Source organism: Myceligenerans cantabricum, assembly GCF_054777735.1.
In genome coordinates this window covers 21,081-34,026 of record NZ_BAAHAJ010000013.1, presented here as the reverse complement: position 1 = coordinate 34,026, position 12,946 = coordinate 21,081, and the positions used below count along the sequence as shown (strand labels likewise).

The following is a 12,946-nucleotide window of genomic DNA, read 5'->3' as shown; positions in this document are numbered from 1 at the left end:
ATCACGTGACCGTGCATCTGCGGTATGCCGCGCGTTCCGACGTCGGCCTCGTCCGCTCCAACAACCAGGACTCCGCGTACGCGGGCCCGAACCTCCTCGTGGTGGCCGACGGCATGGGCGGCCACGCGGGTGGTGACGTCGCCTCGGCCCTCACCATCGCCGCCCTGACGCCGCTGGACCACGCCGACCACAGTACCGACCGGCTCCTGACCGATCTGGAGCAGTCGGTCGACCGTGCGCGGCAGGACCTCATCTCGGCCACGACGACCGACCCCGACCTGGCCGGCATGGGCACGACGGTGACAGCGCTCCTGCGCAGCGGCAACACGCTCGCGATGGCGCACCTGGGGGACTCCCGCGCCTATCTCCTGCGCGACGGGCTGCTCAGCCAGGTCACCATCGACCACACCTTCGTCCAGCACCTGGTCGACACCGGCCGCATCTCGCCGGACGAGGCCGAGACCCACCCGCAGCGCAACGTCGTCATGCGGGTGCTCGGCGACTTCGACCTGGACCTCACCCCGGACATGTCGGTCCGTGAGGCGATCCCCGGCGACCGGTGGATGCTCTGCTCGGACGGCCTGTCGGGCTTCGTCGCCCTCGAGGAGCTCACCGAGCTGCTCGGCACCGTCGCCGACCCTGCCGAGGCCTCCGAACGCCTCGTCTCGATGGCCATGCGCGAGGGCTCCACCGACAACATCTCGGTCGTCGTGGCCGACGTCGTCGACGCCGAGACCGAACCCTTCCCTCCGCCGGACCCCGAGATCGTCGGCGCGGCCGAGCTGCGCGGCGTGACCGCCGCCGTCGGCCCCGGCACGATCATCCACCCGAGCGGCCCCGCGCCCGGCGCCGGACCCGACGGGCCCCAGCCCGAGGCCGGCGTCGTCGGGCTGGCCGTGCTGCCCGACGACGACCCCCGCCTGGCGGAGGCGCTCGAGCACGCGGTGAACGGCTCCGAGGACGGCGCCTACCGGCCCGAGATCCTGCCGGACCGGGACGACGACGAGAGCGAGAACGCCGCCGAGGCGACACCACGCAAGAGGCGCCCCTGGATCACCGTGCTCGGGGCCCTGCTGCTCATCGGCGGCCTCGGGGTCGCCGGCTGGGCCGGGTACCGCTGGACGCAGACGCAGTACTACGTGGGCGAGGCCGACGGCCAGGTCGCGGTCTTCCGCGGCATCCCCGCCACGGCCGGGCCGTTCTCCCTGTCGACGCCGGTCGAGCTGACCGGGACCCAGGTGGCCGAGCTGCCCGGGTACATCGCCGACAGCATCGAGGGCACCATCCGCGCCTCGTCGCGCGAGGACGCGCACGAGCGCGCGGTCCGCCTCATCGACCAGGCGGAGGAGATCCAGCAGGCGGAGGAGGACGAAGAGGCCGACGCGGAGCCGACGCCGCAGGACGAGGAGAGCGCGGGCACCGGTTCCGACCGCTCCCGCGATTCCGACAGCTCGAGCAAGGACTCGGACTCGGACTCGGCGGGCTCCGACAGCAAGGATTCCGCTGCCGGCGACAAGGACAGCACGGACTCGAAATCTGAGAAGGACGGGGGGCGGAACGGATGAGTGGGATCTCCGAGAAGACCCCCACAGGTGTCCAGAACGCGCTCCAGCCCGAGGAGAACGCTCCCGGCAGGGCCGCCGAGGCCGTGCTGCTCGTGCTAGCTCTCACGCTCGGCCTCGGCGGCCTTGCCATGGTGGGCTACTCGCTGGACGGCGAGCTGCCCGACGGCTTCTGGACGAACACGCTGGTCCTCTCCGCACTCTCGCTCACCGCCCACATCGTGCTGCGGATCCGGGCACCGTACGCGGACCAGGTGATCCTGCCCGCGGTGATGCTGCTCAACACCATGAGCCTCGCGATGATCACCCGGCTCGAGCTCGCCGAGATGGAGGGCGCGAACGCCGAGCGGCACCTGATGTGGACGTCGCTGAGCATGGTCGTGGCCTGCATCCTGCTCTTCTTCCTGCGCGACCACCGGGTCCTGCGCAAGTACACCTACACGGCCATGCTCGTGGCCCTGGTACTCGTCGTGCTGCCGCTCATCCCCGGCCTGGGCAGGGAGATCAACGGCGCACGGATCTGGATCCACCTCGGCGGCTTCTCCCTGCAGCCCGCCGAGTTCGCCAAGATCCTCTTCGCCGTCTTCTTCGCGGGCTACCTCGTGACGAACCGCGACACGCTCGCGCTGGCCGGCAAGAAGGTGCTCGGCCTGCAGCTCCCCCGGCTCCGCGACCTCGGCCCGATCCTCGTGGTCTGGGCCGTGTCGCTGATGGTGCTCGTCGGCCAAAAGGACCTGGGAACGTCGCTCCTGTTCTTCGGCCTGTTCGTCGGGATGCTCTACCTCGCCACCGAGCGGGGCGGATGGGTCGCGATCGGTATGTCGATGTTCGTCGTCGGCGCCTTCGCGGCCTGGACGATGTTCGGCCACGTGCAGGCGCGCGTCCGCATCTGGCTCGACCCCCTGGACGCCGAGCTCTACGACGCCGTGGGCGGCTCGTACCAGGTGGTCCAGGGCATGTTCGGGATGGCCTACGGCGGCATGTTCGGCGCCGGCTGGGGTGAGGGCTACTCCCGGTTCATCTCCTTCGCGTTCTCGGACATGATCTACGCGGCCCTCGGCGAGGAGCTCGGCCTCACGGGCCTCCTGGGGATCCTGCTGGTCTACCTCGTGATCGTGCAGCGCGGCCTGCGCAACGCGATCGGCGTGCGGGACGGCTTCGGCAAGCTGCTCGCCGGCGGTCTGGCGTTCGTCATGGCGCTGCAGGTGTTCGTCGTCGTCGGCGGCATCACGCGCGTCATCCCGCTGACCGGTCTGACACTGCCCTTCATGGCTCAGGGCGGGTCGTCGCTGCTCGCGAACTGGCTCGTCATCGCGCTGCTGCTGCGCACCTCCGACGCCGCCCGCCGCCCCTCCGCACTGCCGACCCGCGGCCAGCTCGCAGGTCCTGCCCCCGCCACCGCGGGACAGCCCAGCTCAGACGGCGCGATCGAGGTGGGCCCGGGCGCGAGCCGGGCCGACCGCGACGCGGCGCGCCAGAGCATGCCGCTGCCGAGCGACGAGGCGACCCAGATGAATCCCGCGATCCGCGAGGACGGAGGTGACCAGGCGTGAACACGACCCTGCGCCGCATGTCCATGGTGGTCATGGCGATGTTCCTCGTCCTCATGGTGTCGACCACCTGGATCCAGTACGTCCAGGCCGGCGACCTCAACTCCGACGGGCGCAACGTCCGCAAGACGTACCGCGACCTCGGGGCCGCGCGCGGACCGATCGTCGTCGGCGACGAGAACGTCGTCATCTCCGTGCCGGTGGACGACAACTACGGCCGCCAGCGCGTGTATGCCGACAAGAGCGAGGGGGTCGCGAAGATGTACGCGCCGATCACCGGGTTCTTCGCGGTGAACGGCAACACCGCCGGCCTGGAGCGCAGCGCGAGCGACTACCTCTCGGGACGCGCCGACTCGCTCTGGCTGGACCAGCTGCAGAACCTCATCACCGGCCAGGAGGCCGCGGGATCGTCGGTGGACACCACCATCGACCCCAAGATCCAGCAGGCCGCGTGGGAGGCGCTCGGGGAGTACACGGGAGCCGCCGTCGCGATCGAGCCGAAGACCGGCGCCATCAAGGCGATGGTCTCCAAGCCCTCGTACGACCCGAACACGCTGGCCGTGCACAGCGGCGAGGCGAACACCACCTACGAGAACCTCGCGAACTCGTACCCGCAGATCAACACGAGCGACGGCTCCGAGCAGTACAGCCCGTACTCGCTGCTCACCAACCGCACGATCAACGCGACCTACCCGCCCGGTTCGACGTTCAAGGTCTTCACGTCGGCCGCGGCGATCGAGAGCGGTGAGTTCAACCCGGACACGATGGTGCCGGCGCCGAACGGGTACAAGCTGTCGAACACCGAGACCACGATCAACAACTTCGGCGGGTACGAGTGCGTGGCCGGCCAGTCCGAGATCACGCTCGCGGACGCGCTGCGCACATCCTGCAACTCGGCCTACCTGTGGCTCGGCGGAGAGGTCGGCGCCGAGGGCATGGCCGACATGTTCCACGACTTCCGCTTCGACGAGCGGCTCGAGGTGCCCATCGGCACGTCGGCCGGCAGCTACCCCGGCCTCGAGAACGAGGACGACGACTCGGCACCGCGGATCGAGCTCACCGGTATGGGGCAGGGCGACGTTCGCCTGACCCCGCTGCAGGTCGCCATGCTGACCGCGACCGTGGCGAACGGCGGCACCGAGATGGAGCCGTACCTCATCGAGCGCATCCGCGACAGCGACCTCGAGGTGGTCGAGCAGACCAACCCGAGCACGCTGGCCACCCCCATCTCCTCCTCCACCGCCGACGCCCTCACCGCGATGATGGTCGACGTGGTCGAGGACGGGTCCGGGACCAACGCTCAGATCCCCGGCGTCTCCGTCGCCGGCAAGACGGGGACCGCCGAGAACGGCGGGAACCGCCAGCCGACGCTCTGGTTCACCGGGTTCGCCCCGGCGGACGACCCGGAGATCGCGATCGCGGTCGTGCTCGAGAACGGTGGCAGCTCCACCGAGGACACCGCCTCGGGCACGCTCGCCGCCCCGATCGCCAAGCGGATCCTCGAGGCGGCGATCAACTGATGCGACCTGTCGAAGGCGTGCTGGTCGGCGAGCGCTACCGTTTGGTGCGCCGCCTGGCCATCGGCGGTATGGGCGAGGTCTGGGTCGCCTTCGACGAAAAGCTCACTCGCGAGGTCGCCATCAAGGTGCTGCGCGAGGAATACACCGGGAACGAGGACTTCCTCCGCCGTCTGCGCACGGAGGCGCGCAACTCCTCGACCCTGCTGCATCCCAACATCGCCCAGATGTATGACTACGGCGAGGAGGACGGCGCCGGGTATCTCGTCATGGAGCTCGTGCTCGGCGAGCCCCTCGCCGACCTGCTCGAGCGCGAGCCGGTGCTGTCGCCCCAGCGCCTCCTGCCGCTGCTCGCGCAGACCGCGCGCGGGCTCCAGGCCGCCCACGGGGCCGGCGTCGTGCACCGCGACGTCAAGCCCGGGAACATCCTGCTGGAGCACTCCGGCCTGGTGAAGATCACCGACTTCGGTGTCTCCGTGGCGCAGAACCAGGTGCCGATGACCGCCACCGGCATGGTGATGGGCACCGCCCAGTACCTCTCGCCCGAGCAGGCGGTAGGTCAGTCGGCGACGGGTGCCTCGGACATCTACGCCCTCGGCGTCGTCGCCTACGAGGCGTCCGCCGGGCGGCGCCCGTTCACCGGCAGGAGCCCGGTCGACATCGCGATCGCCCACGTCAACGCCGCTGTCCCGCCGCTGCCGTCGTCGGTACATCCCGGGATGGCCGAGCTGATCATGCAGATGCTGGAGAAGGACCCGGCGCAGCGGTTCGCCTCGGCCGAGACGCTCGCGCGCGAGATGGAGGCCCTCGCGGAGGAGATCTCCGCGGACCCGTTCGGCACGCGCCGGGTCTCGTCGGGCCCCTGGTCGGTCGAGCAGCCCGACTCCGGGCCCTCGCGGCACTCGAACGGCAGCGGCCGGCGGGGTCACGGGCGGGGCGGGTCGCGACCCGCCATCCGGTCCCGCAGCGAGGCGCGGCGTGCCGCGCAGGGCGACGTGCGGTCGCACGCGCCGCAGGGCGGATCGCCCGCGCCGGGCGGCCAGTTCACGGCCACGGCGACCCCGCAGTCGGCCCCTGCCGTCCCTCCGGAGGGGCAGAACCCGTGGAGCCCGACGACGCCGGGCAACCAGCCGCGCCCGCACCGGGCCGGCGCGCCGGCCTCCGGGGTCCCGGAGTACGACCTGCACGGTCACGAGCCCGTCGGCCACGACGTGGCCGACGCCGGGGCGCAGGGCCGGTCGGTCGGTCGGCACGGGAGCCCTGTCGAGGACCCGGTCGCGAGCGCGCGTCCCGCGACCGGATATCTTCCCAGCGCGGTCTCGCCGGCGAACGGAACGTCCCGGACCTACCCGTCCCGGCGGGAGGTGCGGGCGGAACGGTCCGGCCGGTCGAGCCGGAAAGGCGGTATGGCCACGAGCATCGCCCACTGGGCGGCGGAGTTCGAGGACCGCCTCGGGATCCGGATTCCCTGGCCGCTGGTCGCCCTGGGTGCGCTGCTGGGCGCCGTCATCCTCGTCCTGGTGCTGACCACCGGGGGAGACGGGGGTAGCGAATCCGCACCGTTGGGTGATAGTTCCTACGGAACGACGGACGCATTGCTGAGTCCTGGCACCACGGCCACGGCCGCGAACTCTGGGATGATGCTCCTTGACGAGCCGCTGGCCGCTCCGCGGACGGCCGAACCTTCGAAGGACGTATAAGTGGTTGACAACACGCCCCGGGTGCTCGCCGGCCGCTATGAGGTCGGGGAGCTGGTCGGCCGTGGCGGCATGGCCGAGGTGCATGTCGGCCACGACACCCGCCTCGGTCGCACCGTCGCGATCAAGGTGCTGCGCCCCGACCTCGCCGACGACCCGTCCTTCCTGGCCCGCTTCCGCCGTGAGGCGCAGTCGGCGGCCGCGCTGAACCACCCCGCGATCGTCGCCGTCTACGACACCGGCGAGGACCGTGCCAAGGACGGGGGCGGCAGGGAGATCACCGTCCCGTTCATCGTCATGGAGTACGTCGAGGGCCACACCGTCCGCGACATCCTGACGGACGGGTCGGCCGTGCCGATCGAGGAGGCCGTCGAGATCACCACGGGCGTGCTGTCCGCGCTCGAGTACTCGCACCGTGCCGGGATCGTGCACCGCGACATCAAGCCCGCGAACGTCATGATCACACCGACCGGCGCGGTCAAGGTGATGGACTTCGGCATCGCCCGCGCCATGGCCGACTCCGCGGCGACGATGACGGCGACGAACGCCGTCATCGGCACCGCGCAGTACCTCTCGCCGGAGCAGGCCCGCGGTGAGACCGTGGACTCCCGCTCCGACCTGTACTCCACCGGCTGCCTGCTGTTCGAGCTGCTCACCGGGCGCCCGCCGTTCCAGGGCGACTCGCCCGTGGCCGTGGCCTACCAGCACGTGGGGCAGGAGCCGCAGCGGCCGAGCGAGATCGCCGTCGACGTGCCCGAGGTGCTCGACCGCATCACGCTCCAGTCCCTGGTCAAGGACCGCGAGCACCGGTACTCCAGCGCCGCCGAGTTCCGCGCCGACCTGGAGGCCGCGCTGCGCGGCGGCCAGGTCTCGGCGCCGATGGTGGGCGCGATGGCGGCCGGCGGCCAGACGACGCAGATGATGTCGCCCGCCTACGGTACCCAGCAGATGTCGCCCCCGTACGGCACCCAGCAGTGGGGCGGCCCGCCCACCGCCGGGCAGCCTCCGGTCCAGACGCCCGGCCGGGGGTATCCGTCCGGGCCGATGGGTCCCGGTCAGGACGACAACAAGACGGACAGCAGGAAGACCCTCATCTGGACGCTCGTCGCCATCGCGATCGCGGCTCTGGCGGCGATCCTGATCGCCGTCATGGTGAACAACGGCAACGACGAACCGAACGAGCCGGCGGCGCAGACGGCGACCGTCCCGCAGATCGAGGCCGGCGTGAGCTACGCCAACGCGTGCACGACGATCGAGGACGCCGGCTTCACGTGCGCGAAGGACACGGAGGAGGGCTCCGACCAGGGGACCGACAAGACCACGGGTGTCACGAGCCCGGCGGCGGGCGAGACGCTCGAGGTGGACGAGACCGTCACCATCTACGTCTCGGGCGGTCCGAGCGAGGTCAGCGTGCCGAACCTGCAGGGCAAGACGGAGGACCAGGTCCGAGCCGAGCTCGAGGCAGTAGGCCTCAAGATGGGCGAGCCACAGAAGGAGAACAGCACGCAGTACGAGGCCGGCCAGGCACTCCGTTCGGAGCCCGGCGGCGGGACCACCGTCAAGGCGGGCGCCACGGTCACCGTGTGGTTCGCCTCGGGAACGGTCACCCTCGACGACATGACGGGCTGGAGCGAGGAGCAGGTGGAGGCCAGGCTCAAGGAACTCGACCTGAGCTCCGATCGCCGGACCGAGCAGACGGACGCGGTCCCCGAGGGCACGATCAGCAAGACGGAGCCCGGCCCCGGGGACATCAGCACCGATACCCGCGTGACGTACTACGTCGCGCAGCCGCTCGCGAAGACCAAGGTCCCCGAGAACATCGTCGGCATGACGCTGGAGGATGCGATCGAGGCCTGCGGGGGTGCCCAGCTCAACTGCAGCGAGGACAACGTCGAGTACGGCGAGAACGCGTCGTACGAGCCCGGTCAGGTCTTCAACACGGACCCGGCCCCGGGCCTGGAGGTCGAGACCGGCGCGGTGGTCACGCTCTACGTGGTCAAGGAAGCCGAGCCGAGCACGGACCCCTCCGGCGGCGGCATCCTCGGCGACGGCTGACCGTCGAGGGAGTCCGGCGCGGCCGGCCCGCCAAGGCCGCTGAGCAGAGCCAGGGCCGCTGAGCAGAGACGGGATCCCGCGGCGGACGGCGGTGCCCCCACTCCCGCGGCGCTATCCCGCGACGAGCGGTGCCATCCCCGCCGAACGCTCGACCGCGCCGGCCAGGCCGCAGCACTCCAGCCAGTTGGCGAGCAGGCGGTGGCCCCCCTCGGTGAGCACCGACTCCGGGTGGAACTGCACGCCGTGCAGCGGGAGCTCGCGGTGCTGCAGGCCCATGACCACCCCGGACTCCGTGGTGCAGGTGACCTCGAGCTCGTCCGGCACGCTCTCCGGCGTGGCCGCGAGGGAGTGGTAGCGGGTCGCCGTGAACGGTGACGGCAGCCCTGCGAGGACCGAACCTTCCGTGCCCGCGCCACCACGGCCGCCGTCGGACACGAAGACCTCGCTCGTCTTGCCGTGCATGAGCTCCGGGGCGTGCGTGACGGTCGCGCCGTAGACCTCGGCGAGTGCCTGGTGCCCGAGGCACACCCCGAGCATCGGCGTGCGGGAGCGTGCGCAGGCGCGGATCACGGCCTCGGACGCGCCGGCCTCGGCGGGGGTGCCGGGGCCGGGGGACACGAGCACGCCGTCGTACGGCGTCCCCGAGTCGTCGAGGAACACTCCCTCGGCGTTCGCGGCGGGCACGGCGTCGTTGCGGACGACGACGGTGTCGGCGCCGATCTGGTTCAGGTAGCCGACGATCGTGTAGACGAAGGAGTCGTAGTTGTCGACGACGAGGATGCGCGTCATGCGGGACAGACTACGGGCTCCGGCGCCGGCTACTCCCCGACGGTGGTGTCGTTGAACGGCATGTAGTCGCTCAGCCACGGGAACAGGTACTCGAAGCAGACCGCGAGCAGGATGATCCCGAGCCCCACGCACAGCAGCGCGCGGGCCCAGCCCGGGCCGGGGAGAATGTTCCACAGTGCGGCGTACATCAGCGCGTCATCCCTCTTCCAGGAGTTCCTTCGGCGTGCCCTCGGAGACCGGGGCCCAGTAGTCCAGCTCGCCGTGCACGATGTACCGCTCGGCGGCGGAGAACATCGGGTGGCACGACGTCAGCGTGATGAACCGCTTGGTGAGCTCCGGCAGGGGCTCGCCCGGCAGGACGCCCGGTACCGCCGAGATCACCTCGACGTTCTGCGGGAGCACGATGTCCGACGAGGTGACCTTGTAGACGTACCAGGTGTCCTCGGTGCGGACCACGACCGCGTCGCCGCCCTTGAGCTCGTGGATCTTGTTGTACGGCTTGCCGTAGGTGGTGCGGTGGGCGGCGGTCGCGAAGTTGCCGAGGGCGCCCGGCATCGCGGTGTTCTCGTAGTGCCCGATGCCGATCGTGTCGAGCACGGTGGCCTTGTCGGTGCCCTCGGCGATCGGCTTGAGGTAGTCGTCGCCCCAGCGTGGCACGTAGAGCTGCCCGAACGTCTCGCCGACGGGCGGCTCGTCGAGCACGGGCGGGGCGTCCCGGTGCTCGGTCGCGACGGGGACCTCGGGACCGGCGTCCTCCGGTTCCTCCCAGCCCATGTCGGCGACGATCTGGTCCTGAGCCCGGTTGCCCTCGACGTCGGTCCACCACAGCTGCCACACCACGAACAGGCCGAGCAGGACGCCGGAGGTCACGAGGAGCTCGCCGAACACGCCGACGACGGCCGCGGCACCCCCGCCGCGGCGGCGCGTGTCGGGCGCGTGCCGCCGACGCGGCGCGTCAGGTGGGGCAGGAGTCGGGAAGAGTGCTGCTGAGGTGGGTGTGCGGTTCACGCGAAGACGTCCGTTCCTTCCGGCACCCGGGCGTAGCGGAGCTCGCCGGTCGACTGAGATGCGGGCACGTCGACCTGCTCGTGCGTCTGGACTCCCCAGCCCAGATGCACCCACTCGACATAGGCCCGGTAGTTCTGCACGCCCTCATCGTCCTCCAGAGCCTGGGAGAGCGCCTCCGGATCCCCGATGACGGTGACCTCGTAGGGCGGGGAGAACACCTTGCCGTGCAGCAGAAGGATATTGCCTGAACAGCGGAACGCGGACGTCGACGTGACACGCTCACCCTGCAGGGTCATCGCCTCGGCACCCCCCGTCCACAGGGCGTTGATGACCGTCTGCAGGTCCTGCTGGTGCACCACCAGGTCGTTGGGCTGGGGGTTCCCGGGGGCGGTGTCCAGGGCCGATGCCGGGGCGTCGTCCAGGGTGACCGTCAGACCGGGGCCGGTCACGGCGGACGACCCCGCGGCCACGCCTTCGCGCTCGGCGAGCTGCGGCGCGACCCGGGGCACGGTGCGCCCGGTCCGCTCGCTCATGGTCAGCGAGTTGATCTCACGGTTCAGCGCGGAGGCGCGGTCGGACAGCTCGCCGACACGCGAGGACTCGGCCTCCACCAGGGCGGCGATGTCCTGTGGCTGGCGTGAACCGGCCTGGAGCGCGTGACGCCCGCTGGCCACGAACAGCAGGCCGGCGAGCGCGAGCACGCCGCCCACGACGAGCCACGAGCGCACGCGCGCACCAGTGACCTCCGTGCCCCGGATCCTTCCGATCACGGGAAACCTCCTGTCGACGTCACCGTTCGCTCGGCTCGACCACTACGCTAGTCCACGAGAACGCCACCGTCCGACCCTTACGCGCCGATGCCGGGTCGGTACCCGTCCGGACAGGAGCCCACGAGCGTGCCCGAGTCGAAGCCCCGTAAGAAGAAGGCCGTCGCCCCGCAGACCGTCGACGCCCCCGTCGCGAAGCCGAAGGAGAGCCCGCGGTGGTTGGCACCGGTGATGGTGGGCCTGATGGTCCTCGGCCTCGCCTGGATCGTGACGTTCTACCTGACGAGCTCCGGTCTGGGCCTGCCCGTCCCGCAGCTCGGTCAGTGGAACCTCGCGATCGGGTTCGGCCTGATCATCATCGGGTTCGGCCTGACGACGCGCTGGCGCTGACCCCCGGTCGGACTTTTCCACAACGCCCGACAGACTTTCCCACAGCTGTGGGTAAAGCTGTGGAAAAGTCCCGAGGTGGGGCCCGGTACCCGGGTCCGAGGGCGCAGCGTGGCGCCCTGTGGACAACCGGGACCTGCCCTCAGACCTGAGTCGCCGAGATGGCCGGCCGCAGGATGAGTTCGTACTTCGCGACGGCCGCCAGGACCAGGAGCAGAAGCACTCCCGCCGGTGCGACGACGCCGACGACGCGCTGGGCGCGCCTCGGCGCGAACGCGAAGGCGGCGCCGACGGCGAGCCCGGTGACCAGGCCGCCGAGGTGGCCCTGCCACGCCACGTGCGGGATGACGAACCCGAGCACGGCGTTGATCGCGATCAGTACCCACATCTGCACCGCGCTGCGCCCCATCCGGCGCAGCACCGGGATCGCCGCGCCGAACAGGCCGAAGACCATGCCCGACGCACCGACGACCGGCACGTACCACGCGCTCTGCTCGTCCAGGGGCGACCCGAAGGCGGTCAGCAGGACGCCGGCCGAGCCGCCCACCGCGGACACGAAGCAGAGCGCGGCGAACCGCGCCCGGCCGAGCAAGGGCTCCATGAACTGCCCCATGATCCACAGGGCGTACATGTTGAACAGCAGGTGCAGCGGCGGGATCGTCGAGGAGTGCACGAACGCCGCCGTCACGAAGCGCCACGGCTCGAAGTAGCCGCCCACCGGCCAGAACCACAGCAGCTGGGTCCACGCCGACCCCGGGATCACCTGGATGATCCAGCTCACCACGCAGAGCACGATGATGCCGTAGGTGATCACGGGCCGGCCCGCGCGCACGGTGCCGCCCATGACGGTCGTCTGACGCGGAACTCGCTTCGCCGCCTCCTTCACACAATCCACACACTGGATGCCGACCGCGGCCTGTCGCTGGCACTCCGGGCAGGCGGGACGGCCGCAGCGCTGGCAGCGGACGTAGGAAGGACGGTCAGGATGTCGCGCGCAGACCGGGGGGCCGGGCGGCGCGTCCGGGGTCGCGCTTGCCTCGTCGTCGGCGATGACTCAGCCCTCCGGTCAGTCTTCGATCGCGACGGAGGAGATGGTGATGTCCTCGACCGGCCGGTCACCCGGACGGGTCGGGGTCTTGTTGATGGCGTCGACGACCTCGCGCGACGCGTCGTCGGCCACCTTCCCGAAGATGGTGTGCTTGCCGTTGAGCCACGGCGTCTCGGCGGTGCTGATGAAGAACTGGGAACCGTTGGTGCCCTCGGCCTCGCCGGTCACGGGGTTGCGGCGCTTACCCGCGTTGGCCATGGCGAGCAGGTACTTCTCGTTGAACTCGAACTTCTCGGGGTGGATCTCGTCGTCGAACGTGTAGCCGGGGCCACCGGTCCCGGTGCCCAGGGGGCAGCCGCCCTGGATCATGAAGTCGTCGATGACCCGGTGGAAGATGAGGCCGTCGTAGAAGGGGTCCTTCCGCTCCTCGCCCGTGCGAGGGTCGGTCCAGGCCTTCTCACCGCGCGCAAGCTCGACGAAGTTGCGAACCGTCTTCGGAGCGTAGTCACCGAACAGCTCGAGGCGAATGTCACCGGCGGAGGTGTGCAAGGTTGCGAACATGCCCC

Annotated in this window: 12 protein-coding genes; 6 read left to right on the top strand and 6 right to left on the bottom strand. The window is 70.6% G+C overall.

Annotated features, from left to right (window positions below; genetic code table 11):
- The first annotated feature begins 5 nt into the window (after positions 1-5).
- From ACYU96_RS17375 to pknB, 5 genes are read left to right on the top strand one after another with little or no spacing between them, the layout of a single operon-like run.
- On the top strand, positions 6-1,565 hold the full coding sequence (locus ACYU96_RS17375) for a PP2C family protein-serine/threonine phosphatase (RefSeq protein WP_460756328.1): 1,560 nt from the start codon (positions 6-8) through the stop codon (positions 1,563-1,565).
- Positions 1,562-3,115 (top strand): FtsW/RodA/SpoVE family cell cycle protein, encoded by a 1,554-nt coding sequence (locus ACYU96_RS17370; protein WP_460756326.1) that lies wholly within the window; start codon positions 1,562-1,564, stop codon positions 3,113-3,115. The genes ACYU96_RS17375 and ACYU96_RS17370 overlap by 4 nt, the downstream gene beginning before the upstream one ends.
- Complete coding sequence (locus ACYU96_RS17365) at positions 3,112-4,632, top strand: peptidoglycan D,D-transpeptidase FtsI family protein (RefSeq protein ID WP_460756324.1); 1,521 nt, start codon at positions 3,112-3,114, stop codon at positions 4,630-4,632. The genes ACYU96_RS17370 and ACYU96_RS17365 overlap by 4 nt, the downstream gene beginning before the upstream one ends.
- A complete protein-coding gene (locus tag ACYU96_RS17360) occupies positions 4,632-6,329 on the top strand; it encodes a serine/threonine-protein kinase (RefSeq protein ID WP_460756321.1) in 1,698 nt (565 codons plus the stop codon). Before ACYU96_RS17365 ends, ACYU96_RS17360 begins: the two co-directional genes overlap by 1 nt.
- On the top strand, positions 6,330-8,381 hold the full coding sequence (gene pknB / locus ACYU96_RS17355) for a Stk1 family PASTA domain-containing Ser/Thr kinase (protein WP_460756319.1): 2,052 nt from the start codon (positions 6,330-6,332) through the stop codon (positions 8,379-8,381).
- Between the two features lie 111 nt (positions 8,382-8,492).
- Here pknB and ACYU96_RS17350 read toward each other — a convergent pair whose 3' ends face one another.
- The 4 genes from ACYU96_RS17350 to ACYU96_RS17335 are packed head-to-tail and all read right to left on the bottom strand — an operon-like array spanning position 8,493 to position 10,948.
- The gene (locus tag ACYU96_RS17350; protein ID WP_460756316.1) at positions 8,493-9,170 is read right to left on the bottom strand and encodes an aminodeoxychorismate/anthranilate synthase component II; all 678 of its coding nucleotides are present in this window, start codon (positions 9,168-9,170) and stop codon (positions 8,493-8,495) included.
- 29 nt (positions 9,171-9,199) lie between these two features.
- Positions 9,200-9,358, bottom strand: coding sequence for a hypothetical protein (locus ACYU96_RS17345; protein ID WP_460756314.1), 159 nt, complete (start codon positions 9,356-9,358; stop codon positions 9,200-9,202).
- Between the two features lie 7 nt (positions 9,359-9,365).
- Positions 9,366-10,178: a class E sortase gene (locus ACYU96_RS17340; RefSeq protein ID WP_460756311.1), complete on the bottom strand. Its 813-nt coding sequence runs from the start codon at positions 10,176-10,178 to the stop codon at positions 9,366-9,368.
- Positions 10,175-10,948, bottom strand: a complete 774-nt coding sequence (locus ACYU96_RS17335; protein WP_460756309.1) for a DUF881 domain-containing protein — start codon at positions 10,946-10,948, stop codon at positions 10,175-10,177. Before ACYU96_RS17335 ends, ACYU96_RS17340 begins: the two co-directional genes overlap by 4 nt.
- A 126-nt stretch (positions 10,949-11,074) precedes the next feature.
- Between ACYU96_RS17335 and ACYU96_RS17330 the strand changes: the two genes are divergently transcribed.
- Entirely contained in the window at positions 11,075-11,335 is a 261-nt protein-coding gene (locus tag ACYU96_RS17330) for a cell division protein CrgA (RefSeq protein WP_460756307.1), read from the top strand.
- Positions 11,336-11,474: 139 nt separating this feature from the next.
- Here the strand turns inward: ACYU96_RS17330 and ACYU96_RS17325 are convergent, their stop codons facing one another.
- Complete coding sequence (locus ACYU96_RS17325) at positions 11,475-12,176, bottom strand: rhomboid family intramembrane serine protease (protein WP_460756304.1); 702 nt, start codon at positions 12,174-12,176, stop codon at positions 11,475-11,477.
- Positions 12,177-12,398: 222 nt separating this feature from the next.
- Positions 12,399-12,941: a peptidylprolyl isomerase gene (locus ACYU96_RS17320; RefSeq protein WP_460756302.1), complete on the bottom strand. Its 543-nt coding sequence runs from the start codon at positions 12,939-12,941 to the stop codon at positions 12,399-12,401.
- Between the last annotated feature and the right edge of the window lie 5 nt (positions 12,942-12,946).